22 protein-coding genes are annotated in these 26,088 nt (G+C 60.8%); 15 read left to right on the top strand and 7 right to left on the bottom strand.

What is annotated here, in order from left to right; all coding sequences use genetic code 11:
* The first annotated feature begins 25 nt into the window (after positions 1-25).
* From KI614_RS14760 to KI614_RS14750, 3 genes are all read left to right on the top strand, one after another.
* Positions 26-841, top strand: a complete 816-nt coding sequence (locus KI614_RS14760; protein WP_226406586.1) for an SDR family NAD(P)-dependent oxidoreductase — start codon at positions 26-28, stop codon at positions 839-841.
* 22 nt (positions 842-863) lie between these two features.
* On the top strand, positions 864-1,931 hold the full coding sequence (locus KI614_RS14755) for an alkene reductase (RefSeq protein ID WP_226406584.1): 1,068 nt from the start codon (positions 864-866) through the stop codon (positions 1,929-1,931).
* 100 nt (positions 1,932-2,031) lie between these two features.
* On the top strand, positions 2,032-2,883 hold the full coding sequence (locus tag KI614_RS14750) for an SDR family oxidoreductase (protein WP_226406582.1): 852 nt from the start codon (positions 2,032-2,034) through the stop codon (positions 2,881-2,883).
* 119 nt (positions 2,884-3,002) lie between these two features.
* Here KI614_RS14750 and KI614_RS14745 read toward each other — a convergent pair whose 3' ends face one another.
* The 3 genes from KI614_RS14745 to KI614_RS14735 all read right to left on the bottom strand — a co-directional run bounded on the left by KI614_RS14745 (position 3,003) and on the right by KI614_RS14735 (position 5,677).
* Positions 3,003-3,689, bottom strand: a complete 687-nt coding sequence (locus KI614_RS14745; RefSeq protein WP_226406580.1) for an SIMPL domain-containing protein — start codon at positions 3,687-3,689, stop codon at positions 3,003-3,005.
* A gap of 85 nt (positions 3,690-3,774) precedes the next feature.
* Positions 3,775-4,365 (bottom strand): lysophospholipid acyltransferase family protein, encoded by a 591-nt coding sequence (locus KI614_RS14740; protein ID WP_226406578.1) that lies wholly within the window; start codon positions 4,363-4,365, stop codon positions 3,775-3,777.
* Positions 4,366-4,414: 49 nt separating this feature from the next.
* Positions 4,415-5,677 carry an Hsp70 family protein gene (locus KI614_RS14735; protein ID WP_226406576.1) on the bottom strand — a complete coding sequence of 421 codons (1,263 nt, stop codon included), beginning with the start codon at positions 5,675-5,677 and terminating at the stop codon, positions 4,415-4,417.
* Positions 5,678-5,831: 154 nt separating this feature from the next.
* Here KI614_RS14735 and KI614_RS14730 point away from each other — a divergent pair, with 154 nt between their 5' ends.
* The gene (locus tag KI614_RS14730) at positions 5,832-6,341 is read left to right on the top strand and encodes a CinA family protein (RefSeq protein WP_413464163.1); all 510 of its coding nucleotides are present in this window, start codon (positions 5,832-5,834) and stop codon (positions 6,339-6,341) included.
* Here KI614_RS14730 and KI614_RS14725 read toward each other — a convergent pair whose 3' ends face one another.
* The 3 genes from KI614_RS14725 to ubiB form a co-directional block, all read right to left on the bottom strand.
* The gene (locus tag KI614_RS14725; protein WP_226406574.1) at positions 6,342-6,779 is read right to left on the bottom strand and encodes a DUF302 domain-containing protein; all 438 of its coding nucleotides are present in this window, start codon (positions 6,777-6,779) and stop codon (positions 6,342-6,344) included.
* A 77-nt stretch (positions 6,780-6,856) separates the two neighbouring features.
* The gene (locus KI614_RS14720; RefSeq protein ID WP_226406572.1) at positions 6,857-10,144 is read right to left on the bottom strand and encodes a DEAD/DEAH box helicase; all 3,288 of its coding nucleotides are present in this window, start codon (positions 10,142-10,144) and stop codon (positions 6,857-6,859) included.
* A 6-nt stretch (positions 10,145-10,150) separates the two neighbouring features.
* Positions 10,151-11,671: a ubiquinone biosynthesis regulatory protein kinase UbiB gene (ubiB, locus tag KI614_RS14715; RefSeq protein ID WP_203467783.1), complete on the bottom strand. Its 1,521-nt coding sequence runs from the start codon at positions 11,669-11,671 to the stop codon at positions 10,151-10,153.
* 242 nt (positions 11,672-11,913) lie between these two features.
* Here ubiB and KI614_RS14710 point away from each other — a divergent pair, with 242 nt between their 5' ends.
* The 10 genes from KI614_RS14710 to trmB all read left to right on the top strand — a co-directional run bounded on the left by KI614_RS14710 (position 11,914) and on the right by trmB (position 22,717).
* Entirely contained in the window at positions 11,914-13,449 is a 1,536-nt protein-coding gene (locus tag KI614_RS14710) for a sensor domain-containing diguanylate cyclase (protein WP_226406570.1), read from the top strand.
* Positions 13,450-13,459: 10 nt separating this feature from the next.
* The gene (locus KI614_RS14705; RefSeq protein ID WP_226406568.1) at positions 13,460-13,969 is read left to right on the top strand and encodes a DNA-deoxyinosine glycosylase; all 510 of its coding nucleotides are present in this window, start codon (positions 13,460-13,462) and stop codon (positions 13,967-13,969) included.
* A 47-nt stretch (positions 13,970-14,016) separates the two neighbouring features.
* Positions 14,017-15,780 (top strand): arginine--tRNA ligase, encoded by a 1,764-nt coding sequence (argS, locus tag KI614_RS14700; protein WP_226406566.1) that lies wholly within the window; start codon positions 14,017-14,019, stop codon positions 15,778-15,780.
* Between the two features lie 9 nt (positions 15,781-15,789).
* A complete protein-coding gene (locus tag KI614_RS14695) occupies positions 15,790-16,449 on the top strand; it encodes an SPOR domain-containing protein (RefSeq protein ID WP_226406564.1) in 660 nt (219 codons plus the stop codon).
* 3 nt (positions 16,450-16,452) lie between these two features.
* Positions 16,453-17,097: a thiol:disulfide interchange protein DsbA/DsbL gene (locus tag KI614_RS14690; RefSeq protein WP_226406563.1), complete on the top strand. Its 645-nt coding sequence runs from the start codon at positions 16,453-16,455 to the stop codon at positions 17,095-17,097.
* A complete protein-coding gene (locus KI614_RS14685) occupies positions 17,098-17,871 on the top strand; it encodes an SDR family oxidoreductase (RefSeq protein WP_226406562.1) in 774 nt (257 codons plus the stop codon).
* A 110-nt stretch (positions 17,872-17,981) separates the two neighbouring features.
* Entirely contained in the window at positions 17,982-20,873 is a 2,892-nt protein-coding gene (locus KI614_RS14680) for an EAL domain-containing protein (RefSeq protein ID WP_226406561.1), read from the top strand.
* Positions 20,874-20,924: 51 nt separating this feature from the next.
* Positions 20,925-21,128, top strand: a complete 204-nt coding sequence (gene thiS / locus KI614_RS14675) for a sulfur carrier protein ThiS (protein WP_226406560.1) — start codon at positions 20,925-20,927, stop codon at positions 21,126-21,128.
* Positions 21,129-21,221: 93 nt separating this feature from the next.
* A complete protein-coding gene (locus KI614_RS14670) occupies positions 21,222-22,004 on the top strand; it encodes a thiazole synthase (RefSeq protein ID WP_226406559.1) in 783 nt (260 codons plus the stop codon).
* Positions 22,001-22,717 carry a tRNA (guanosine(46)-N7)-methyltransferase TrmB gene (gene trmB, locus KI614_RS14665; protein WP_203467773.1) on the top strand — a complete coding sequence of 239 codons (717 nt, stop codon included), beginning with the start codon at positions 22,001-22,003 and terminating at the stop codon, positions 22,715-22,717. The genes KI614_RS14670 and trmB overlap by 4 nt, the downstream gene beginning before the upstream one ends.
* Here trmB and KI614_RS14660 read toward each other — a convergent pair.
* Positions 22,698-25,481 (bottom strand): EAL domain-containing protein, encoded by a 2,784-nt coding sequence (locus KI614_RS14660; protein ID WP_226406558.1) that lies wholly within the window; start codon positions 25,479-25,481, stop codon positions 22,698-22,700. The two genes, trmB and KI614_RS14660, sit on opposite strands and share 20 nt — an antisense overlap.
* Before the next feature lie 109 nt (positions 25,482-25,590).
* On the opposite strand from KI614_RS14660, the gene KI614_RS14655 reads away from it, so the two are divergent.
* Entirely contained in the window at positions 25,591-26,031 is a 441-nt protein-coding gene (locus KI614_RS14655) for a bacteriohemerythrin (RefSeq protein ID WP_226406557.1), read from the top strand.
* Positions 26,032-26,088: the final 57 nt, after the last annotated feature.

Here is a 26,088-nt window from a genome sequence, read left to right as displayed (position 1 = left end):
CAATTAATTTTAAGGACGTAAAACCATGCCCCCATCTACAAAAATCGCTGTTGTTACCGGCGCCTCTTCCGGCATCGGATCGGTCTATGCCGATCGTCTGGCCCGCCGAGGCTATGACCTCCTGCTCGTCGCCAGGCGCGGCGAGCGCCTGCAGAGTCTCGCCGCAAGGCTTGAGCAGGCTTGCGGCATCAAGGCTGAAACGCTCGTCGCAGACCTTGAGAGGGAAGACGATCTGACGCGTCTGGAAACCGTGCTCGCCGCTAATCCCGCCATCCGGGTATTGGTCAACAACGCCGGTGTTGCCAGATTGAGCCCTGTTGCCGAAACACCGATCAAAGACTCGTTGTCGCAGATTGCATTGAACATCACGGCGCTGACCCGCCTGACGCATGCCATCCTGCCTGCGTTCAAGGAACGCAACGATGGTGTCATTATCAACATCGCCTCGGCATTGTCGTTGCATGCGCTGCCGGTGAGCTCCGTGTATAGCGGCACCAAGGGTTTCGTGCTCAATTTCAGTCGCGGTCTGCAGCAGGAGCTGGCGAATACCGGCATCCGGATTCAAGTGGTGCTGCCTGCTGCCACCGCCACCGACCTGTGGGATATCGCTGGCGTGCCGCTGGTCGCATTGGCGCCTGAAACGGTGATGTCGGTCGAGCATCTCGTCGATGCAGCCCTGGCCGGTTTCGACCTGGGCGAGTTGGTCACTTTGCCGTCCATGGCTGATCCCGGTCTCTGGGATCGATTCGACGCGGCGCGCACGGAGCTCTTTGCCGCAATGCAAACCAGTCAGCCTGCACCACGCCTGCTTTCGCTGTCAGCAACGCAACCTTCCATCTGAACTAAATACCGAGGAAACTTTCATGAGCCGCACACTATTTTCTCCTACCCAACTCGGCAGCCTGCCGCTGAAAAACCGTATCGTCATGGCGCCGCTGACGCGCAGTCGCGCCATTGGCAACCTGCCCAACGCCCTGATGGAACAGTATTACCGCTTGCGGGCAGAAGCCGGACTGATCATTACCGAAGGTACTGCACCATCACCCAACGGCCTTGGCTATGCTCGCATTCCCGGACTGTTCAACGAGGAACAGGTAAAGGGCTGGAAACGTGTGACAGGTGGCGTCCATCAAGCTGGCGGCCGAATTTTCGTACAACTGATGCATGCCGGACGGGTCAGCCATCCCGCCAATCTGCCGCTCGGTGCCAGCGTCCTGGCGCCCTCGGCGGTCGCTGTTCCGGGAGAAATCTGGACCGATGCGGACGGCATGCAGCCGCATCCCGTGCCACGTGAAATGAGCGAGGCGGACATTGCGCAGAGCATCGCCGAATATGCCGCCTCGGCCAAACTCGCCATGCAGGCCGGCTTCGATGGTGTCGAATTACATGCGGCGAATGGCTATCTGATCGACCAGTTTCTCAATACCGCCGCCAATCAGCGGAATGATCGCTGGGGCGGTAGCGTCGCCAACCGTATCCGCTTCGCTGTCGAAGTTGCCAAGGCGAGTGTTGCAGCGATTGGCGCCGAGCGCGTCGGCATGCGGATTTCGCCTTATGGCGTATTCAACGCTCAGGTGCCGGATGCAGAGATGGATGACTTGTACCTGCATCTGATCGACGAACTGAATAAGCTCGATCTGCTCTACATCCATGTTGTGGATCACAGTGCCATGGGCGCACCCGAGGTCAGTCCCGAATTGAAAGCCAGGCTCCGTGCCGCGTTCAAAGGGCAATACATCCTTTCAGGTGGCTACGATGTCACACGAGCCAATGCCGATCTCGATGCGCAACGTGGCGATCTGGTGGCTTTTGGTCGTCCGTTCATCTCCAATCCGGATCTGGTCGCCAAGCTGAAGTCGGGGCAGGAGCTGGTGGCGCCGGATTTTGCCACTTTTTATACGCCGGGAGAAAAGGGCTACACCGATTACTGATGGGTGCTTGAGCCTGGTGGCACCCTTCTCCATCTCGTTTGCCCGCCGCCACGTACGCACTCGCTACTGCCTGTTTCAACAAAATAAAGGAAATTCAAACATGGTTGTTATTACTGGTGCTTCCGGCCAACTCGGTCGTCTGGTCATCGAAGCCTTGCTGGAAAAACTGCCCGCCGATGAAATTGTTGCCGCCGTACGCAATCCCGACAAAGTGGCCGACCTGGCGGCGCGTGGCATCCAGGTTCGCCTGGCCGACTACGATCAGCCGGCCACGCTGGCTGCCGCCTTCAACGGGGCTGACAAGCTGCTCCTGATTTCGGCCAGCGAGGTTGGCCGCCGCGTGCCACAACATCGAGCCGTGATTGAGGCGGCCAAGGCAGCCGGTATTCGTTTGCTGGCTTATACCAGCCTCCTGCATGCCGATACCTCGCCCTTGCAACTGGCGGTCGAACACCAGGAAACGGAAAAGCTGATCCAAGCCTCCGGCCTGCCGGCGGTTATCCTGCGCAACGGCTGGTATACCGAGAACTACATGGCGGGTATTCCGGCCGCACTGCAATACGGTGTCGTGCTGGGCAGCGCGGGACAAGGAAGGATTGCATCGGCCGCGCGTGCCGATTATGCCGCAGCAGCGGCTGCCGTACTGCTGCAGGAAAATCAGGCTGGGTTGATTTACGAACTGGCGGGCGAAGCGTCTTACACGCTAAGCGAACTGGCCGACGAAATCGCCCGTCAATCCGGCCAAGCTGTGGTTTACCAGGATTTGCCGGAAAGCGAATTCAAGGCGGCATTGCTCGAAGCCGGCTTGCCTGATTTCCTGGCGACGCTGCTGGCTGAATCCGATGTTGGTGCTTCAAAGGGCGGCTTGTTTGATGACGGGCGGCAATTGAGCGCCTTGATTGGTCGCCCGAGCACAACGCTGGCTCAATCGGTCAGGCTGGCATTGAGTTGATAATTGAATGGCGGGAAGCGTCGACTTCCCGCCATTCAATTCCCCGGCCCAGTTTTGCCACCCGAAACTGGCCCGCAGTATGCCGAGGGCGCTCTTCCTTGGCTTGTGCCCAGGCCGGCTCAGTCGCCCAATTCGATCTGCCCGCTGACGCTGGTGGTAATCAGGCTTTCGCCGGCTTCGATCGGGGCGGCTACGTCGGCGGCCATCATCACGCCACGGGCGGCGCGCATCATCGGCATCGGCGGTTGGGCGCCGCCGTTTTGCTGGATGCTCATCTGCTTGATCTTGTAGGGCTTGCCGAGTGTGGCGGCGATGACGGCAGCGCGTTTCTGGAAGGCTTTGATCGCGTCGCGCGTCGCTTCGTCTTCAACCAGTTGCCGGGTTTCCGGTGACGGCAGTTGGGTCAGGTTGCCGACGGCCAGGCGCATTTGCTGCAGGCGGCCAAGCAGTTCGGAGACGGCGGTCGGGTCGCGTGACTCAAGCACCAGTTCGGAATGCATGCGCCAGTTTTCGATTTTCTGGTTCTGGCCGTAAATCGGGTAGGTATTCTGGTGGCCGGATTTGGCGGTGATGCCGGGTTTGGCCTTGATCACCTTGAGTGCTTCGCTGATGTCCTGGTTGACCTTGCGTGCCAGTTCGGCCGGGTTGTTGCCGTTGGCTTCGGCGTAGACCGTGGCGCGCACCATGTCGTTGGCGGCGGGGCGGCTGGCTTCGGCCGAGAGATCGATGCTGGTGCCGGCCAGTACGCCGCCTGAGAGCAGGGCGCTGGCGATCAGGGCGAGGGTCTTTTTGTGGCGCTTGGACATGGCGTGACTCCGTGGTTGGGAGTCCTGATCTTAGCCCGCCGTTTTGTACCTGAGTTTGAAGATTCGTAAGCGGATGTTTCGCGGTCTACTCGCCGTCGGCGGCAAATTGCTGCGGATTCTTGCCGCTGATTCCGCTGTAGAACGCCTTGATTTCCTTCATGTCGGCTTCGAGGTCACCGCTGGGGTGAAAGAGGCGGGCGATGCTTGCTTCTTTCTTGCTGAAATCGAGATAGCCCAGTGCAATCGGCACCTGGGCGCCGAGCGCGATGTGATAAAAGCCGGTTTTCCAGTGCGACACACGGGCGCGCGTGCCTTCGGGCGGGACGATGACAATCAGTCGCTCGTGGTTTTTGAAGGCGTCGATCGTGCTATCGACCAGATTGTTCCGCTGCCGGCGGTTGACCGGGATGCCGCCGAGCCAGCGCATGATGCTGCCGAGCAGTGGTGGAAAGAGGCTGGCCTTGCCCATCCAGTACACCTGCAGGCGCAGCGCGAAGCAGACCATCAGGGTGTAGGGGAAATCCCAGTTGCTGGTGTGCGGAGCGGCGATCAGGACATATTTCGGGATGTCCGGCGGGCTGCCGGCGATGCGCCAGCCGAGTCCGCGCAGCAGGCGGACGGACAGCCAGTGCATCGCGCTGTTGATCAGGGGCGTAGCGAAAATGGTGCGATGCATGACGGGGTTCCGGCGTGGCAGGTAGCCGGATTATCCCCGATCTGCGTGGCTAGCCGAAGCGCCGCGCCGCATCGACGGCCAGGCCGGCCCCGATGCTGCCGAACAGGTCACCTTCGACGGCTCGGGCGCGCGGCAGCAGGGCGGCGATGCGCTGGCGCAGGGCGGGAATGCCGCTCGACCCGCCGGTAAAGAAAATGGTGTCGATCCGTTCCGCTGCAATGCCGGCCTGAGGCAGCAGCTGTGTCACGGTCGACTCGACTTTTTCGACCAATTGCGTGCTGGCCAGTTCGAATTCGATACGGCTCAGCGTGTGCATTTCGTCAGCCGAAAAGGCGTCGAGCGGCAGCGTTGCGTGGCTGTGGTCGGAAAGCGCGATCTTGGCTTGCTCGATCTGGTGGGCCAGCCAGTGGCCGGCGCGTTTTTCGATCAGCGAGATCAGGCGTTCGAGCTTTTCCGGCTCCAGCGCATCAATATAGAGACGCTGTTGTTCGGCCCAGACCTGGCGGGTGTAGGCAAAGTTGATGGTGTGCCAGGTGGCCAGGTTGAAATACAGGCTGGCCGGCATTTCGCGGCCGTTTTTCAGTGTGCTGCGATAACCGAGCAGGGGCATCACGCTGTTCAAACTGAGCTGGCGGTCGAAATCGGTGCCGCCAATATGAACGCCGCCGTTGGCCAGCACGTCGCTGCGCCGCTCGGCCGCTTTGGCGCGCTCGGGCGACAGGCGGACGATGGAAAAATCGGAGGTGCCGCCGCCGATGTCGGCGATCAGCACGATTTCCTCGTGTGCAATGCTGGTCTCGTAATGGTAGGCCGCGGCGATCGGTTCGTACTGGAAACCGATGTCCTTGAACCCGACAGCATGCGCGATGTCGCCCAGTGTTTTTTCGGCTTGCCGGTCGGCCGCACTGTCGTCATCGACGAAAAATACCGGCCGGCCGAGAATGGCTTGCTCGAAACTGCGGCCGGCTTGCATCTCGGCGCGCTGCTTGAGCGTGCCGATGAATTCGTTGAGCAAGTCGCGAAAGACGATGGCCCGGCCGTTCACTTCTGTCCGGCCATCGATCAGGCTGCTGCCGAGCAGGCTTTTCAATGAGCGCATCAGTCGGCCTTCATAGCCGTCGAGATACTCTCCCAGGCCGGCACGACCGAAACTGACCGTATCTTCTTCGGCATTGAAGAAGACGACAGAGGGCAGCGTGACCTTGCCGTCTTCGAGCGGCAACAGCGTGGCCTGGCCGGGGCGCAGCCAGCCGACGGTGGAGTTGGAGGTGCCGAAATCGATGCCGCAGGCGCGGGCAGGAGAAGCGTGCATTAAAAAGCCGGGGAATTGCGGGGGGCGCGATGCTACGTGGGGCTGTGCAGAAAGTCCAGCAGGCATTGTGTGCAGGATGATGCTGGAATTTGGTGCTGGATCGCCGGTTTTTTGCCCGAAAACACCGCTTCATCTATGACTTTTGGGGTGTAAGATGCGCGCCATGAATGAACTTGAAGATATCGCCCAACGCCTTGGAGCAACGCTTTTGGCCCGTGGGGAGTGGTTGACCGCAGCAGAGTCGTGCACCGGCGGCGGTCTTGCCCAGTCAGTGACGGCGATTGCCGGCAGTTCCGGCTGGTTTGATCGCGGCTTCGTGACTTATTCCAACGCAGCCAAGATCGACATGCTCGGCGTGCCGGAAACGACGCTTGAGCGTCATGGTGCGGTCTCCGAGCAAACAGCCCGGGCCATGGTCCAGGGCGCCTTGCGCCACAGTCGTGCCGACTGGGCCGTGGCGATTACCGGTATTGCCGGCCCGGCCGGCGGTTCCGCCGAGAAGCCGGTCGGTACCGTGTGCTTTGCCTGGGCCCAGAAAGACCGCGGCTGCGAAGCCCAGACCTGTCATTTCAGTGGCGATCGTGCCGAGGTCCGCGAACAGTCGGTGCGACACGGCCTGAATGGTCTGCTCAAGCGGGCCATGGCGGCCAGCATGCTGGCCTGATCAGCGGGCAGCTTCGCTCGTGATGTCGCGCAGCAGGGCGCTGACCGGCGCGGCAGTTTGGCCCTGCGGCTTGCGGTAGGCGATCCAGGTACCTTGTTCGCCCGGCAGGGTATAGATCGAAATGGAAAACGGGCAGAGCACGATATTGTGTGGGTCGGCTTCCATCATCTGGCGCGAGAGCTTGGCCGAGCAGAATTCGATGATTTCCGCCCGCTCGAAGAGTTTCTTGCTTGCCCCGATATCCGCACCGGTGCGCGCCAGCATGTCGGCGATATGCGAGGTGTAATTGATCACCAGGCCACGACCTTCGATCGCCATGACCACGGCGTCGCGCGTATCCTCGAAGTTGTAGCCGACTTTTTGCCGACTGGCCCATTCCTCAGCCCGGAGTAGCGGGCTGAGACAGAGCAGGGCGACGAACAGGCTGATCAGACGCATGGCAACTCCCGTGTGGGTCATACGGTTGCAGGGCAGGACATGCTGCGGTCTACGCCTCGCCAAAGGCAAATATCAGCTTAGACCGGCAGCGGTTCGAAGAGCGCAGCCAGATCGTCGGTGCCGAATTTGACTTCGACGCCGCGATCTTCCGACAGAATACCGGCCGCCAGTTCAGCCTTGCGTTCCTGCAGCGCGAGAATCTTTTCCTCGATACTGCCGCTGACGATCAGCTTGTATACGAACACCGGCTTGTCCTGGCCGAGGCGGTGGGCGCGGTCGGTCGCCTGGTTTTCGACCGCCGGATTCCACCACGGATCGTAGTGGATCACGGTATCGGCCGCGGTCAGGTTGAGACCGACGCCACCGGCTTTCAGGCTGATCAGGAAAATCGGCACTTCGCCTTCCTGGAAGCGGCGGATCGGCGTTTCGCGGTCGTTGGTGTCGCCGGTCAGCAGCGTGTAGCCGATGTTGTGCTTGTCGAGTTCGTGCTCGATCAGCGCCAGCATGCTGGTGAATTGCGAAAAAATCAGGATCTTGCGGCCTTCATCGACCAGTTCCGGGACCATCGCCATCAACAAATCGAGTTTGGCCCGTTCGCTGACACGGCGTGCGGCGTTGGCCTTGACCAGGCGCGGGTCGCAACAGACCTGGCGCAGCTTGAGCAGGGCGTCGAGAATGACGATCTGGCTGCGCGCAAAGCCCTTGCTGGCGATTTCATCGCGCACCTTGGCATCCATCGCGGCGCGGACGGTTTCGTAAAGGTCGCGCTGGGCACCTTCAAGTTCGACGCTGCGTACGATGATCGTTTTCGGCGGCAATTCCTGCGCCACGTCTTCCTTCTTGCGGCGCAGGATGAATGGCCGGATGCGGCGGGCCAGCAGGTCGCGGCGCTGGGTGTCGCCCTGGCGCTCGATCGGCGTCCGCCAGTGACGGGTGAATTGCTTGGCCGTACCGAGGAAACCGGGCAGCAGGAAATCGAACTGGCTCCACAACTCGCCAAGGTGATTTTCCAGCGGCGTACCGGTCAGGCACAGACGATGCCGCGCATCGATCTTGCGCACCGCTTCGGCGCTCTGGCTCTGGGCGTTCTTGACCGTCTGCGCTTCATCGAGAATCAGCAGGTGATAGCTGTGCTGCATCAATTCGTCGGCATCGCGCCAGAGCAGCGGATAGGTTGTCAGGATGACTTCGCTGTTGGCAATTTCGCCGAACAGTTGCTTGCGTTCCGGGCCGTGCAGCGACAGCACCTTGAGCGTCGGCGCGAAGCGCGCTGCTTCGTTCTTCCAGTTGAAGATCAGCGAGGTTGGCAGAATGACCAGCGCCGGCTTGTCGAGGCGGCCAGCTTCTTTTTCCAGCAGCAGGTGAGCCAGTGTCTGGGCGGTTTTGCCGAGGCCCATGTCATCGGCCAGAATGCCGGACAGGTCGCGTTCACGCAGGAACTGCAGCCAGGCCAGGCCTTCCTTCTGGTACGGGCGAAGTTCGAGGTTGAAACCGGCCGGCGGGGTGATGTCCTTGATGCCCTGGGCATCCTGCAGCCGTTCGGCCAGCGCCATGATGTCGCTCTGGCCGCGGAACTGCCAGCGGCTGACGTCGTTCAACTCGGCCAGGCGGGGCGCATCGAAGCGCGACAGGCGCAGTGTTTCGCCACCGGAAAAGCCGTCGAACAGGTCGATCAGCGTCGAAGCCAGCGGCTTGATGCGGCCGGCCGGAACGCGCAGTCGCTTGCCGCGCGAGGTGTGCAGTTCGATGCCTTCGCTGTCGGGGATGCGTTCCAGTTCGGTCGCCTCCAGCCAGCGCGGGTCGCGCCGGAACAGGCCGGCGAGCAGCGGAGCGAGCGGCAGGCGCTCACCTTCGACGATGATCCCCATGTCGAGATTGAACCAGCCGTTGTCGGATTCGACCAGGTCGGCTTCCCAGCCTTCGACTTCGACGACGTGATGGCGGAAATCTTCCGGGAATTCGATCTGCCAGCCGGCTTCCTTCAACTGTTGCGTGACTTCCTGCATGAAGCCTTGCCAGCTGCTTTCGTGCGGCAGGCCATAAATGCCTTCCGGCGGGCTGCCGAAGGTGTACAGCGTATTGCCGGGGATTTTCTGCAGGCTGGTCGTGGCCAGCGCTTCGAGTGCCTTGGCCTCGGCTTCGGGGCGGCGCTTGAGGCGAATCGTCTCGCCTTCCGGCAGGGTGATGAATTCGTTGCGCTCTTCCGGCCGGATGTCGGCGTCGGCGTAGCGGAAGACGATCTTGGCAATGTCGAACAGGCCGTCGTTGTGGCTGGCCGGATAGTCGCGCCAGGCGCGCTGGCCGTGCGTGTGCAGCGTGTCGAGCTGAAGGATAGGAATCAGCGGCGCATCGACCAGGCGCAGGCGGGCGCTGGCATCGTCGCCGGGGGGCGGCAGGACCGGAGCCAGTTCGCTCAATGCCTCGGCTACCTGGGCGGCTTCCTTGGCCGACAAGGGCGGCAGCGAAAACAGGCGGTTGATCACGCTCGGATTGCCGGCCACCTTGAGCGGCCCGATTTCACCTTCAGCCAAATCAAGGTACCAGGGCGGGTCGACCGCGATAATCATCTCGGCCGATGGTTCCGGCTTGAGGTATGGCCGCTGGAAACCCTGATTGTCGAGTTGCCAGCCGATGCTGGCCGGGCGAAGCGCTCCCGCCTGCAGAGGCAGGCCGAGGTCGTCTTCGGGATAAAGGCGGTGGCTGGCCACCATGCGTTGCAGGATTTCGGCCCCGTTTTTCGGGCCGATGCCAAAGGCGCGCAGGCCGGTTTCGTGGCCGCGTTCAGCCCAGATCAGGCGCAGGATGCCGAGGTCGTCTTCGGTAACGAATTGTGGCGGCGTGGCAATGGCGCGGTCGACCTTCCACCATTCTTCGGCGCTTTCTGGAAATTTGCCCTTGCGGATTTCAACGCCGAACTGGCGGCGGTCGGCCGTCCACTTGATGATGTAGAACAGTTGCTGCCGGGCACCGGCCGGCCGGGCTTTTTTCTTGGCCACGGCAATCGAGGTCCGGCGCAGATCGTCGGCCCAGGAAAGCATGCTGCTCGGTGCGGCCGGGCTGCCTTCCTTCGGAGCGCGTTCGGCGACGACCTTGAGCAGCATGGCGGCAACGTGCTTGCAATGACGTCCGGCGCTGCAGGTGCAGCGGCTCATCAACATCATTTCGCCACTTTGGCCCTGGCTCAGCATCGCCTGGGCAATGTAAGGAGCGGCAGCCGAGCCGGGAACGGCGGCCTTGATCTGGCTGCTGGTGATTTCCAGGTCGTGCACCAGGTCGACGTAAGGACGGGCCTTGGTGATATCCCGGGCGGCAAACCAGCCGAGGACTTCGCTTTCGGTAAACGTGGCAAGTGTAACTGTGGTCATGGTCGATCAGCTGAGTTGCGCGCTGATGATCAGGGCGAGCAGTAGCGCAATGATGGCCAGCCAGCGATTTTGCTGCTGCTGGGCGGCGATCAGTCGCTCCATCTGGGGTTGAAGGTCGGTTTTGGCCGGCTGGGCCAGGGCCTGATGTACGAGGCGGGGCAGTTGCGGAATGGTGCGCGCCAGATAAGGCGCTTCCTGCTTGAACGACTTGACCAGACCGCGCCAGCCAATTTGTTCGCTCATCCAGCGTTCGAGGAATGGCTTGGCGGTTTTCCAGAGATCAAGTTCCGGATCGAGTTGGCGACCCAGGCCTTCGATATTGAGCAGTGTTTTTTGCAGCATGACGAGTTGTGGCTGAATCTCGACATTGAAGCGGCGCGAGGTCTGGAACAGCCGGAGCAGGATCTTGCCAAAGGAAATATCCTTCAGCGGGCGGTCGAAAATTGGCTCGCAGACGGCGCGGATGGCGGCCTCGAATTCATCGACGCGGGTGTCTTTCGGTGCCCAGCCGGATTCGATATGGGCTTCGGCGACGCGTTTGTAGTCGCGGCGGAAGAAAGCGAGGAAGTTCTGCGCCAGGTAATTCTTGTCGCTGTCGGTCAGTGTGCCGACAATCCCGAAATCGAGTGCAATGTAGCGGCCGTCGGCATGCACGAAGATGTTGCCGGGGTGCATGTCGGCGTGAAAGAAACCGTCGCGGAAAACCTGGGTGAAAAAGATTTCAACCCCGGCCGCCGACAGCTTGGAAAGATCGATGCCGTCGTTGCGCAGTTTGTCGATCTGCGAAATCGGCGTGCCCTTCATGCGTTCCATGACCATCACGGTCGACGTGCAAAAGTCCCAGTGAACCTCGGGCACGATGAGCAGCGTCGAATCGGTGAAATTACGGCGCAGTTGCGACGCGTTGGCTGCTTCGCGCATCAGGTCGAGTTCGTCGCGCAGGTATTTGGCGAATTCGGCGACCACTTCGCGTGGCTTGAGCCGCTTGCCATCCGACCACAGCTTTTCGAGCAGCATGGCCAGATTGTCCATCAGCGCCAGATCGTGCTCGATGACCGCCAGCATGTTTGGCCGCAGGATCTTGACGGCCACTTCATGGCCGCCATCTTCGTCGCGCAACTTCGCAAAATGAACCTGGGCAATCGACGCTGAAGCCACTGGCGTGGCGTCGAATTCGGCAAAAACTTCGCTGGCTGTGCGGCCGTAGGCTTTTTCGATCTCGGCCAGGGCGAGTTGCGAGTCAAACGGTGGAACGCGGTCCTGCAGCTTGGCCAGTTCGTCGGCGATGTCGGCCGGCATCAGGTCGCGCCGGGTGGACAATACCTGGCCGAATTTGACGAAAATCGGACCGAGCGCTTCCAGGGCAAGGCGCAGGCGAACCGCCCGGGGCAGTGACAGGTCGCGCCAGAATTGCAGGCGATTGGCGAGGCGAACCAGTCGGCCGCTTGGCTCGTGTTCGAGCACCATTTCATCCAGGCCGAAGCGGCTGGCGACAGAGGCGATCTTGAGCAGGCGGAAAAGGCGCATGGGTAGCGAGTACGCCCGGAACTCGGGCGGCAACGATAAACGAGCATGTTAACACGCACTTGGCCGCTGCGCCGTGGCGGTTTGTCGATTCCGGGGCTCAAAGATCGACGGTCGCAATATTGCAAGCCGGCTTTTTTCTGTTTGGGATAAACTGGCGGCATGCAGCGATTCGTCTGGATGCCCCGTCAGGCGGCATTTTCCCGTCTGTCTATCGTGGTCGAGCCAAGAATTCACCTCAGTTCATGAGCGAACTCAAAAATCCGTCTGAAATTGCCCGGGAAGCTTTGAAGCGCCTGGCAGCCCGTCAGCTCGCACCGACGCCGGCCAACTATCAGGCGTGCTACAACGAAATCGCCAATTTGCCGAATGTGGCGCCCTTCCCCGAGCCTTCGCTGCGCCAGCTGGCCGCGGCGCTGGTGGCGAGAAACGAGGCGCAGGAGAAAACGCTGGCCGTGCTTGATGCCGAAATCGGTCGGCGCAGCTGGCACGGCGTGCAGGAAGCGCTGATTGCATTTACCAATGCTGCGGGTGGCCCAGGCAAGGAGGCCGGGACAATTTTTGTCCAGAACCCGTCGCCGGCCTTGGCCTTACCCAAGGATTTCACTGCCAAGCTGGCTCGTCTTGTCGAGGGCGTTTTGCCGGCGCTGGGGGACGACAATCCGCGCATTCCGGAAATGGCCAGCGACTTTCTCGCCGCCTTGCGCCAGCCCGAGCTTGATTTGCCGTGCGTTCAGGACAAGCTGGCCAGTTTCAGTCATCAGATTTCCTTTGCCGCCGAAGAGCAGGTCGAGATTCGTGATGCCTTGCTCAATCTGCTGCATTTGATCATCGAAAACATCGGCGAACTGGTGCTCGACGACAGCTGGCTCAAGGGGCAGGTCGATGGTTTGCTGGCCGCGGTTGCTCCGCCGCTGACGCTGCGCCATCTCGATGACATGGGACGCCGTCTGCGCGACGTGATGGCCAAGCAGAGCGAAGCCAAGAACCGGACGGTGGTTGCCCAGGAAGAGTTGCGCCAGATGCTGGCCGCCTTCATCGAGCGCTTGTCCACCATGAATGAGTCGAGCGGTACCTTCCAGGGGCGTCTTGAAGAGAGCGCCGAGCGCATCGAAAAAGTGACGCGGATCGAGGAGCTGGCTCCCTTGCTGCGCGAGGTGATCGCGGCGACGCGCAACATGGCCGAGGACACCGCGCAGGCCCGCGATCAATTGAAGGGCTTGCAGGACAAGGTGCTGGCGACCGAGGCCGAACTTGTCCAGCTGCATCTTGAACTGGATAGTGCCAGTGCGATGGCGCGCCACGACCCGCTGACCGATGCCTTGAACCGCAAAGGCCTCGACGAGGCGCTCGAACGGGAGATCGCCAGCGTTCGCCGCAAGGAAACGCCGCTTGCGGTGTGCCTGCTCGATATCGACAATTTCAAGCGCCTGAATGACAGCCTCGGGCATGCCGTCGGCGATCAGGCGCTGGTTTATCTGGCCGATCTGGCGCGCAAGTGCATGCGCTCGACCGATACGCTGGCACGTTATGGTGGCGAGGAATTCGTCATCCTGATGCCCGATACGCCGCTTGAGCTGGGAATTGAAACGATGGTTCGCCTGCAGCGCGAACTGACTCGCAACCTGTTCATGTCGGGCAAGGAAAAGCTGCTGATTACCTTCAGCGCCGGCGTAGCCCAGCTGGCAACGGACGAGACCGGCAAGGAAGCAATCCGCCGCGCCGATCAGGCGATGTATCTCGCCAAGCGCTCAGGCAAGAACCGGGTTCTCGGCGGTTAGTCCGTCGGCCATGTCCTTGCTGGCCGGTTTTCCTCCGCTTGTCGCACCGGGGGCGCGCGCCCTCATTCTGGGCAGTATGCCGGGAAAGGCGTCGCTGGCTGCGGCGCGTTACTACGCACACGAGCGCAACAGTTTCTGGCGGATCATGGGCGATTTGCTTGATGCCGGCCCGGATCGCCCCTATGCCGAGCGCCTGCACCGATTGGCTGGGGCGGGCATTGCCGTGTGGGATGTGATTGCGGCCTGTGAACGCGAGAGCAGCCTTGATGCGGATATTGTTTCGGCAACCGTCAGGGTCAATGATTTTCAGTCGTTTTTCGCGGTCTACCGCGATATTCGGGTCATTTTCTTCAATGGCGCGGCGGCTGAGACAAATTTTCGGCGGCATGTCCTGCCCGGTCTGGAAGAAGGGCGCTTCGTATTGCAGCGTTTGCCTTCGACCAGCCCGGCCCATGCCGCGCTGACTTATGCCGAGAAGCTGGCGGCCTGGTCGGCAATTGTTGCACTGCCCAATAACTAGGCTCGGGCAGCGTATAATCGGCGTTTTGCTTTTTTAGCCGCGAATCAATGGCCCACGACGTCAAATCCCAGCTGACCACCTTGTTGCAACAGGCGCTTGCCAGCGTTGCTCCAACCGCAACCGAAACTCCGATTCATCTCGAACGTCCGCGCGATCCGACGCACGGCGATTTCGCGACCAATCTGGCCATGCAACTGGCCAAGGCGCTGAAGAAGAATCCGCGCGAAATCGCCAACCAGCTGCTGGCTGCCTTGCCGCCTTCAAAGCTGGTCATCAAGGCCGATGTCGCCGGTGCCGGCTTCATCAATTTCACGCTCGATCCGCGGGCCAAGCTCGGCGTGGTCAGCGCCGTACTGGTTGATGGCGCCAATTATGGCCGTTCGACGCAGGGCGGCTGGCAGAAGGTCCAGGTCGAGTTCGTTTCGGCCAATCCGACCGGGCCGCTGCACGTCGGGCATGGTCGCGGCGCCGCCTACGGCGCTTCGCTTTCCAGCCTGCTGACGTTTGCCGGCTGGGATGTGACCCGCGAGTATTACGTCAATGACGCCGGGCGCCAGATGGATATTCTCGGCCTGTCGACCTGGTTGCGTTACCTCGAACAACATGACGCGGTCGTTCCTTTTCCGCCGAACGCCTACCAGGGTGCTTATGTGCGCGACATGGCGGCCCAGCTCAAGCATGCTCACGGTGACAAATACCTGCGCAGCGCAGAGGCCGTTCAGGCCGGTACGCCGGGCTTGCCGGAAGCCGGTCGGGCCGATGACGAGGCCAAGCAGCAGCGCGAACTGCATCTCGATGCCTTGATCGCCAAGGCCAAGGAATTGCTCGGTCCGGATTGGGAATACGTCCATCAGCATGCACTCAACGAGCAGTTGGCCGATTGCCGTGACGACCTGAAGGAATTCGGCGTTGAATTCGAGGTCTGGTACTCCGAAAAAGCCTTGTACGACACCGGGCTGGTTGCCCGCTGCGTCGACTTGCTGGAAAAGAAGGGGCATCTCTACGTCCAGAACGGCGCCCGCTGGTTCAAGTCGACGGCTTTCGGCGACGAGAAGGATCGTGTCGTCCAGCGCGAAAACGGTCTCTACACCTATTTCGCTTCCGACATCGCCTACCACCTGAACAAGTTCGAGCGCGGTTTCGACAAGGTGATCAACATCTGGGGCGCCGATCACCACGGCTACATCCCGCGTGTGACCGGTGCGATCAAGGCACTGGAACTCGATTCGGACAAACTGCAGGTGGCGCTGGTCCAGTTCGCCGTGCTCTATCGCAATGGCCAGAAAGCCTCGATGTCGACCCGCTCGGGCGAGTTCGTCACGCTGCGCGAGTTGCGCAAGGAAGTCGGCAACGATGCCTGCCGTTTCTTCTACGCCCTGCGCAAGTCGGATCAGCACCTCGATTTCGACCTCGATCTGGCCAAAAGCCAGACCAACGAAAATCCGGTCTATTACATCCAGTACGCCCACGCCCGTATTTGCTCGGTGATCAACCAGTGGTCGGGTGATCTCGACAGCCTGCCAGAAGCCCCGCTGGCCCGCCTGGAAAGCCCGCGTGAACTGGCGATTGCCAATCAGCTGGCCCAGTTCCGCGAAATCATCGAAACCGCCGCGCGCGATCTGGCGCCGCACCTGATCGCTTTCTACCTGAAAGACCTGGCCGGTGAATTCCACGGCTGGTACAACGCCGAACGCATGCTGGTCGATGATGCTGAACTGCGTGAAGCCCGTATCGCCCTGGCGGCTGCCGTGCGTCAGGTAATTCGCAACGGTCTGGCCATTCTGGGCGTCAGCTGCCCGGAATCGATGTAAGGAAAACTCATGACCCGCGATATGAAACCGCGCAGGAATCAACCGGCGAAAAAGAAATCGGGCGGCGGTACGCTGATCGGCATGTTCATCGGTCTTGTCCTCGGCGTCGGTGTCGCGGCCGGGGTTGTCTGGTACATGAACAAGGCGCCGTTGCCGTTCAACAAGCAGGTTCAGGCATCGGCCAAGCCCGATGCCGCGCCGGCCAACGGCAAGCCGGCAGCGAATGCTCCGGCCACCCAGCCGGCCCAACCGGTCGCCTTGCCGGGCAAGCCGGGTGATCCGGTGCCGGAGAAGCGTTTCCAGTTCTACGATATCCTGCCAGGCAAGGCCGATGCCGTGCCGGACAAGGCCGGCAAGCCGGAAGCGCGGAAAGACGAGCCTAAAAAAGACGAAAAGAAGGAAGAGCCGAAGAAGGAAGAGTCCAAGGAAAGCAAGACACCGCTTTTCCTGCAGGCCGGTTCTTTCAGCACGGCGCAGGATGCGGACAACCAAAAGGCCAAGCTTGCGTTTATGGGAGTGGAAGCCGTCATCCAGCAGGTGATGATTCAGGACAAGACGCTGTACCGGGTACGGGTCGGTCCTTATACCAAGATCGATGAATTGAACAAAACCCGCGCCGAACTGGCCAAAGCCGGTATCGATGCCCAATTAGCCAAGAACAAGGAGTAAGCCGTGAAGTTTGCCCGTCGCAGTTTTGTTGCCGCCATTTTTGCCCTTGGCGCCGCGTTGACCGTCGCATTGCCTGCGCAGGCCCAGAGCGCTGGCAAGGATTACACGGCGATCACGCCAGTCCAGCCGACTGAGGATGCCGGCAAGATCGAAGTGCTGGAGTTTTTCAGCTACGGCTGCCCGCACTGCAGCGATTTCCATCCGCAACTGTCGTCGTGGATCGGCAAGCTGCCATCCGACGTGGTCGTCAAGCGCGTCCCGATCACTTTCGGGCGTGGTGCCTGGGCGAATATCGCCAAGCTTTATTACACCCTGGAAATCACCGGCGATCTGGCCAAGCTGGATGGCGATGTCTTCAAGGCCATTCATGCCGAACGGATCAATCTTTTTGAAGAAAAGGCGCTGGCCGAATGGGTCGTCAAGAAAGGCGTCGATCCGAAGAAGTTTGCCGAAACCTTCAATTCCTTCGGTGTCATGAGCAAGGTCAAGCGTGGTGACCAGATGGCCCAGGCTTACAAGATTCAGGGCGTGCCGGCGCTGGCTGTCGAAGGCAAGTATCTGGTTGGCGGCAAGGATTTCACCGAAACGCTGCAGATTTCCGACAAGCTGATCGCCAAGGTTCGCAGCGAGAAATCCGGCAAAAAATAATTGAGCCGTCTCAAGGTCGTCATTACGGGCGCCTCGTCGGGTATCGGCGAGGCGCTTGCCGTTTACTATGCCGCACAAGGCGCGCAATTGGGGCTGATGGCCCGGCGGGCCGAGGTGCTTGCTGATCTCAATCAGCGCTTGGGCGGGCAGCATGCCTGTTATGCGCTCGATGTTGCCGATGCGCCGGCATTGCATGCGGCTGCGAATGATTTCATTGCCCGTTTCGGTGCGCCGGATATTGTCATTGCCAGTGCCGGCGTTTCGGCCGGTACGCTGACCGAGTGCGAGGAAGACCTGGCGGTTTTCCGCCGGGTCATGGAAATCAATGTGTTCGGGCTGGCCGCGACTTTTGCGCCTTTCATCCCGGCAATCAAGGCCGCTGGCGGCGAGCGGCGCCTGGTCGGGATTGCTTCGGTGGCCGGTATTCGCGGTTTGCCCGGGGCCGAAGCCTATTCGGCATCAAAGGCCGCGGCGATTGCTTATCTCGAAAGCCTGCGTCTTGAAATGCGGCCTTACGGTATCAAGGTCGTGACGATTGCGCCCGGCTATATCGCAACGCCGATGACTGCGGTCAACCCCTACAAAATGCCGTTTTTGCTGCCGGCCGACAAGGCCGCCGAGCGTTTTGCCCGTGCCGTCGAGCGCGGCGTCAGCTATACGGTCATCCCGTGGCAGATGGGCATCGTCGCCAAAGTGCTGCGCTTGTTGCCGAACTTTCTTTACGACCGCTTGTTTGCCAGTGCGCCCCGCAAACCCCGAGGGTTGCCGCTCTAGGATTCCGGCTGGCAAGCGGGTAATATTCCGTATATAACAAAAGTAATAATTAAGATTGCTCGGGCCGGGCGTGCGCTTGCCCGGCGGATGCCACAGGTACGGAGACGAAGGTGACAACTGCAAGCGGGCATTCGGCCGATCTCGGGATCGACCTGAAACAGCTCGACGAGATTCTCGATGGCTCGCCGGTGCCAACGTTCGTGATCAATCTGGATCACTGCGTGACGCACTGGAACCGCGCTTGCGAGTTCGTGCTGGGCTACTCTGCCGGCCAGATGCTGGGAACTACCGATCAATGGAAGCCGTTTTACCCGGCTGCCCGCCCGGTGATGGCCGATCTGGTCGTCTCCGGCGAGCTCGAGTCCGGCGTCGGCGCCTATTACAGCAACAAATTCCGTCGTTCGACCATCATTCCCGGCTCCTACGAGGCGGAAGATTTTTTCCCGCACATGGGGCCGGCCGGAACCTGGCTGTACTTCACGGCGGCACCGTTGCGCAACATGGCCGGCGAGGTGGTTGGTGCGATCGAAACGCTGCAGGATATTTCGGCCCAGCGCCGGGCCGATGAAGCCTTGCGCCGCGAGCACCAGATCCTGAATGCGATGATCGAGCACTTTCCCAGTGCCATTTCCGTGACTGACAGCGATCTTCGTCTGATCAAGCACAACCAGCAGTTTCGCCGGATTCTGGACTTTCCCGAGACCTTGCTTGATGGCCCGACGCCGCTCGAAGACTACATCCGCTTCAATGCCCGGCGCGGCGAGTACGGTCCGGTCGATATCGAGGCCTATGTCGCCGAAGCGCTGGTCCGGGCGCGCAGTGCGAAGGCTCACTGTTTCGAGCGCGTCCGGCCCGACGGGACGGTGCTTGAAATCAAGGGATCGCCCTTGCCGGATGGCGGGTTCATCTCGTCCTATACCGACATCACGGCACGCAAGAATGACGAAGCGCGGATCATGCGTTTGCTCGAAGAGCAGCGCCTCATTTTCGACAATGCGCATGTCGGGATCGTCTGGGTCCGCCAGCGCCGGATCATCAGTTGTAACCAGCGCCTCGCCGAGATGTTCCTGTATGACGATCCCGGCCAGCTCGAAGGTGGGCTGACCCGGCCGTTTTATGACTCCGATGCGCAATACGAGAAAATCGGCAACGAGATGTACGCCGACCTGGAAAGCAAGGGCGCGGCCCAGAGCGAGTACGAAATGCGCCGGCGCGACGGCTCACCGGTCTGGATCATGCTCACCGGTCGCCCGCTGGACCGGGGAAATGTGACGGAAGGCTCGATCTGGGTTTACACCGATGTAACGACCAAGCACCAGCAGGAAGCCGAGTTGCATCTGGCCGAGCGGGTCTTTGCGCACAGCTCGGAAGCCTTGATGATTACCGACCGCTCCGGGGTGATCGTCAACATCAATCGGGCTTTTACCCAGATTACCGGTTATGAGCGGGACGAAGTCCTGGGGCAGACGCCGCGTATCCTCAAGTCCGGGCGCCACGATCCCGCATTTTATGCCGCGATGTGGGCGGCAGTGGTCGAGCGCGGCGTGTGGGAGGGCGAGGTCTGGGATCGGCGCCGGAACGGACAGGTTTACCCGAAATGGCTGTCGATTACGGTGGTACGCGACGCCGTCGGCGAAGTGATCAATTACATCGGCTGTTTTTCCGATATTACGGAACGCAAGGCGGCGCAGGAGCGCATCCAGTATCTGGCGCACCATGACCCGCTGACCAGCCTGCCCAACCGTGTTCTGCTGCGCGAGCGATTCAACCAGATCATGGCGCAGGCGCGGCGTTCGGGGCGCAGCATCGCCTTCATGTTCCTCGATCTCGATCACTTCAAGCGGATCAATGATTCGCTCGGCCACCGCGTCGGCGACAATTTGCTGATTGCCGTGGTCAAGCGCCTGCGCAGTTGCCTGCGCGAATGCGATACCTTGAGCCGTCTGGGGGGCGATGAGTTCATCCTGATTCTGGGCGACATCGAAGGGCGGGAAATCGCTGCCCGGATTGCTGAAAAGGTCATTGCCAGTCTCGCCCAGCCTTTCCAGATCGGCGAACACACGCTGAATACCTCGGCTTCGCTCGGCATTGTCATCGGGCCGCAGGATGGCGATGACTTCGATTTGCTGATGCAAAAAGCCGATACCGCGATGTATGCCTCGAAAGAACAGGCGCGCGGCACCTACAGCTTCTTCCTGCCGCAGATGGACGAGCAGGCCAAGCGCCGGATGAACCTCGCCAACAGCCTGCGGCGGGCGCTGGGTGGCAACGAATTCAATCTGGTTTACCAGCCGCAGATTTATGCCGACTCGGGTCGGGTTTTCGGTGCCGAAGCCTTGTTGCGCTGGAACCCGCAAGGCGGGCCCGCCGTATCGCCGGTTGAGTTCATTCCGGTGGCTGAAGAAATCGGCTTGATCCTGCCGCTTGGCGAATGGGTCATCAACCAGGCTTGCGAACAGGCGCGGCGCTGGCGCGATGCCGGGCTGGATTGCCGTATCGCGGTCAACGTCTCCGGGGTGCAGATTTACCGTGCCGATCTGGTTGATGCGGTACAGCGCGCGGCGCGTCAGGCCGGGATTTCACCGGAACTGATCCAGATCGAACTGACTGAATCGACGCTGATCGACGACAGCATTCTGGTTCAGGATGTGATCGGTGCGCTCAAGGGAATCGGCGCCACGGTCGCCATCGATGATTTCGGCACCGGTTACTCCAGCCTTGCCTATCTCAAGCGTTTCCGCGTCGACAAGCTGAAAATCGACCGTAGCTTCATTGCCGATGCCTGCGTCAATGAAGAAAGTGCGGCGATGTCGCGTGCCGTGATCAGCATCGCCCAGTCGCTTAACATGCGGGCCATTGCCGAAGGTGTCGAAACGGCCGAACAGCTCGACTTCATCCGGCGCGCCGGCTGCAACGAGATTCAAGGCTATTACTACAGCCGGCCGCTGGCCCCGGCTGACTTCCTGCAATTTGCCCAGGTCGATGGACGCACGCCGCGCTGAAGTCTGTTCGACGGCGCGGCGTCCGGTCTTTGCTTCGGCTAAAATAGCCGGATGCTAGAACTTACCCTGAATGGCGTCAGCCGCCAGTTCCCCGATACCCTGACCGTCGCTGCGCTGGTCGACCTGCTGGGTTACACCGGCAAGCGGATCGCTGTCGAACGCAACGGCGAAATCGTTCCGAAAAGCCAGCATCCGGCAACCCAGTTGTGTACCGGCGACCGGCTTGAAATCGTCGTCGCCGTCGGCGGCGGCTGAAGCATGCCGAGGAACGAGGCTGCGGGATCGGGGGCCATCGTTCTGGTGTCGCAGTGACTCGATCCGGAATATTTACGACAGGACTCCACGCTCATGCACCAATTGACTATCGCCGGTAAGGCGTACCGCTCGCGTTTGCTGGTCGGTACCGGCAAATACAAGGATTTCGCCGAAACCCGGGCGGCAATTGACGCCTCCGGCGCCGAGATCGTTACCGTTGCCATCCGCCGGACCAATATCGGCCAGGATGCCAGCCAGCCGAATCTGCTCGATGCGCTGCCGCCTTCGCAATTCACCATCCTGCCGAATACCGCCGGCTGCTATACGGCCGATGACGCTGTGCGCACGCTGCGCCTGGCGCGCGAACTGCTCGATGGCCATCCGCTGTGCAAGCTCGAAGTGCTCGGCGATCCGACCAGCCTGTTCCCGAACATGCCGGAAACGCTGAAAGCCGCCGAAACGCTGGTCAAGGATGGTTTTCATGTGATGGTTTACTGCTCGGACGATCCGATCCAGGCCAAGATGCTCGAAGAAATCGGCTGTGTTGCCGTAATGCCGCTGGCTTCGCTGATTGGCTCCGGCATGGGTATCCTCAATCCGTGGAACCTGCGCCTGATCATCGACAACGCCAAGGTGCCGGTGATCGTCGATGCCGGCGTCGGCACGGCTTCCGATGCGGCCATCGCGATGGAACTGGGTTGCGACGGCGTATTGATGAACACGGCCATCGCTCATGCCAAGAACCCGATCCTCATGGCCAGCGCCATGCAGAAGGGTGTTGAAGCGGGCCGCGAGGCTTTCCTGGCCGGCCGCATGCCGCGCAAACTTTACTCGGCCGACCCATCGTCGCCGACTTCCGGATTGATTGGCTCATGAGCGAAGGTATCTACACCGAAGGCCGGGCCGGCGACGAGCCGGAAAAGAACCACGGCCACATCAAGAGTTTCGTCCGTCGCGCCGGCCGCATGTCGGAAGCGCAGGAGCGTTTCTACAGCGAGATGATGCCGAAGATCGGCGTCGTCTATCAAAACGGCCCGATCGACCTTGCTGCGGTCTACGGCCGTGACAACCCGAAAATCCTAGAAATCGGCACCGGCATGGGTGAAACCACGGCCAAGATTGCCGATGCCAATCGTGATAACGATTATCTCGGCGTCGAAGTCCATGTGCCGGGCGTCGGTGCACTGTGCAAGCAGATCGCCGAGCGCGAACTGGGCAATCTGCGCATCTGCCAGCACGATGCCGTCGAAGTCGTTCGCGACATGCTGCCGGAAGGTTCGCTGTCTGGCATTCATGTCTTCTTCCCCGATCCGTGGCACAAGGCACGGCACAACAAGCGCCGGTTGATCCAGTCGCCCTTCGTCGCGCTGCTCGCCTCGCGTCTCAAGCCGGGCGGCTATTTCCACTGCGCTACCGACTGGGAAGAGTACGCCCACCAGATGCTGGAAGTGCTCTCCGCCGAGCCGACACTGGTCAATGGCAGCGACGGCTTTGCGCCGCGCCCGGATTATCGTCCGTTGACCAAGTTTGAAAATCGCGGCCTGCGTCTTGGCCACGGTGTGTGGGACGTTATTTTCCGCAAGCGCTGAGCGCGTTGTCGCGGTCGACAGCGATCGGGGGGCGGAATTCGCCGCGCCCGATACGCTGGCTCAGTTCGCCGGCCGGCATCGGCTTTCCGTAGAAATAACCCTGGAAAACCTGGCAGCCCGATTCCGCCAGGAAATCCCGCTGCGCTTGCGTTTCAACGCCTTCGGCCAGAACCTCCATGTCGAGATTGAGGCCAAGGGCAATGACGGTGTTTGAAATCGCCCGGTCGCTGGCGTTGTCCGGCAGGTCGCGGACGAACGCCCGGTCGATCTTCAGCCGGTCGAGCGGGAAAGCCTTGAGATAAGCCAGCGACGAATAACCGGTGCCGAAGTCGTCGAGTGCGGTGCGGACGCCCATGGCATGCAGGCCACGCATGATCTCGATGGCGCCCAGCGGATCGCTCATCAGCAACCCTTCGGTAATTTCCAGTTCGAGCAAATGGCTCGGCAAACCGGTTTCATCGAGGATTTGCGCCACCGTGGCCAGCAGATCGCTGCGCCGGAACTGCCGGGCCGACAGATTGACCGCGACCGGGACTTCGAAGCCGAGTTCCTTATGCCAGGCCAGCGCTTGCTGACAGGCGACGCGCATCACCCATTCGCCGATGGCGACGATCAGCCCGGTTTCTTCGGCCACGGGGATGAACTGCACCGGAGAAACCTGGCCCAGTTCCGGATTGTTCCAGCGCAGCAGTGCTTCGACGCCGACCAGCCGCTCATCGCCGGCGCTGATCTGCGGCTGATAGACGACCGAGAATTCGTCATGGTCGAGCGCCAGGCGCAACATGCGCTCCAGCTTGAGCAACTGGGCGCCCAGTTCATTCATTTCCCGCGCATAGTATTTGTAGAGGTTCCGGCCATCGGCCTTGGCGCTGTAGAGGGCGGATTCGGCCGCCATCATCAGTGTCTTGGTGTCGTGACCGTCGGACGGGAAAATGGCCGCACCCAGGCTGGCGGTCACGTGCAGGATGACGCCGTCCAGCTCGAAAGGCTCGACGAAGGCGGCCAGCAGCTTTTCGCAGATCGTCGCGACATCCTGCGGGCTGGTGATTTCATTGAGCAGGATGGAGAAGCGATTGCCGCCGGGGCGGGTGACCAGATCCTGCTTGCGCAAGGTGTTCTTGATGCGTTCTGCGGTGTCGATCAGGATGGCATCGCCCGCGGTATGTCCCATCGAGTCGTTGATCACCTTGAAGCGGTCGAGGTCGAGTTCGAGCACGGCAAAGCAGCCCTGGTTGCGTTGACCTCCGGCAATCGCCTGGTCCAGGGCGGAGAGCCAGAATTCGCGGTTGGGCAGTCCGGTCAGCGCATCGAAAGTACGCAGTTGTTCCAGTAGGGCTTCGACTTTTTGATGCTGGCTGAGATCGAAAATCATGCCGGTGTAGTTGGTCGTCTGCCCCTCATGGTTCCTGACCGCAACAATCGACAGCAAGGCCGGGTAAATCTCGCCATTCTTGCGGCGGTTCCAGACCTCGCCTTTCCAACTGCCGCTGGCCTGCAGGTGATGCCACATCCGCTCATAAAAATCGGCGCCGTGACGGCCGGACTTGAGAAGTCGTGGGTGGCGGCCGAGTATTTCCTGGCGCTCATAGCCGGTCACCAGGCTGAAGGCAGGATTGATGTCGATGATCTTGAGTGCGGCATCGGTGATCAGAATGGACTCGACGCTGTTCTGATACACCGCATCGGCCAGGCTGAGCCGATGCTCGGCGACGCGACGCCCGCGCTGGATCTGGTTGAGCAGGACGGCGGCCAGCACGAAAGAGAGCAGGGCCAGCAGGCCATTGATCATCAATTCATGGCTGGCCCGGTTTTCCAGTTGATGCGCGCTGAGATTCACCGCCAGGCCGAGTTCATCTTCCAGCCTCTTCAATGCATCGATCTTGCTTGAGGAGACACTGAACCATTCCTCGGCTTTCGGCAGCGGATAGTCGGATTCGGTATTGCCGTTGGCTTCGCGCAGGCTGGCAGCAACGATATTCAGTCGAATCCGGTCGGCCCGGGCGGCATCCGGCTGGGTCAGTATTTCCTGAAACGTATGGGTTGCCGCCGGATGCGCCAGGCGAAGGAAATTGCTCACCCGGGCATCTTCAACGGCCTTGATTCGATGGTAGGCAGCCATCCGGCCGGCGCTGAAATTCTTGTCGGAGAGCATGGCGGCGAGCAGGGCGCGTTCCTGGCCGGCCATTTCCTTGGCCTGCATCAGCGAGACGAAGGCCATTTGCTGGCGCAGCACGGCTGCTTCAATGTCCTGGCCGAAGGTGGTCAGTTGCAGCTCGAACAAGTCGTCGATCAGGTCGGTATAGCGTTCGACAATGAATTCGCGGGACAGCTTGAGTTCGCTGACGTTATCGCGCAGCCTGGGCAGGGCGGCCAGTTTTTCACGCAGTCGCTCGACGACAGGCGGTGTTGCGTCGCCGGGCAACAGCTTTTCATCCAGTGCGGCGAGCGACTGATCGGTCGATAGGCGCTGGAAACCCAGTGTTTCGGCGAAGTTCCGGCTGCTCGAAGCGATGAAGCCGCTCGACATGCCGCGCTCCTTCTGCAATTCATGAATCACCAGGCTGATCGTCGTACTCGTCCGGGTCCAATCCCGGATGGCGGCTGCATTGCTCAGGCCATCGGCTTTTTCAGCAATGTTGCGCAGGGCGAAAATCGAGAGTGCGACCAGAAAAGCAACGAGAAACCAGTAGACGCTGCGCCGGGCCACGGTTTGGGCGTGAGGCGGGTGAGGTTCGTCGGTGCTGGAGGGCGCAGGAGCTGGCATTGATCTATCGGTTCTTCCGCGGTTGAGCCTGGCAGAGGGATGGCCGTGAAGCTACGTTGCGTAATATACACTTCAGGCTGTGCGTTGGGATTTGACGGGAGACAGAAGCATGCAGATTGTCTGGAACAGCAGCATGGAAACCGGTATCCGTACCATTGATCGGCAGCATGAAGAGCTGATCGGCATGATCAATGAGCTGGCGGCCATCCTTGAGACCCGCCCCGATCAGGCGACGCTGGAGGATATTCTCCGGCGCCTCAAGGCCTATGTCATTTTTCATTTCAGCACCGAGGAGAGCCTGCTGGCCAATTTGCCCGATCAGCAGGAGCATGCCCTGGCCCATCTGGCCATGCATCGCGAGTTTGCCAGGCAACTTGCTGCGCAGGGCGAAACGCTCCGGGCCGACGATGCGGCGGCACTGCAAGGCCTGCTCGATTATCTCCAAAGCTGGCTGCTTAACCACATCCTGAAAACCGATCGGCAGCTGGGGCAGTTGCTGAATCGGCAGGTCGTCGAATCTGCCGGTATCGAGCGGGTTGTTTCGCGCTAAACTGCCGCCCCGTTCGTGCTGCATCAATGCGCCGACCTTCTTTATCTATTCATTGAG

The sequence above is a fragment of the Dechloromonas denitrificans genome (genome assembly GCF_020510665.1).
Classification (GTDB): Bacteria; Pseudomonadota; Gammaproteobacteria; order Burkholderiales; family Rhodocyclaceae; genus Azonexus; species Azonexus denitrificans_B.
The sequence above is the reverse complement of the archived record's forward strand: the minus strand, read 5'-3'. Positions and strand labels throughout refer to the sequence as shown.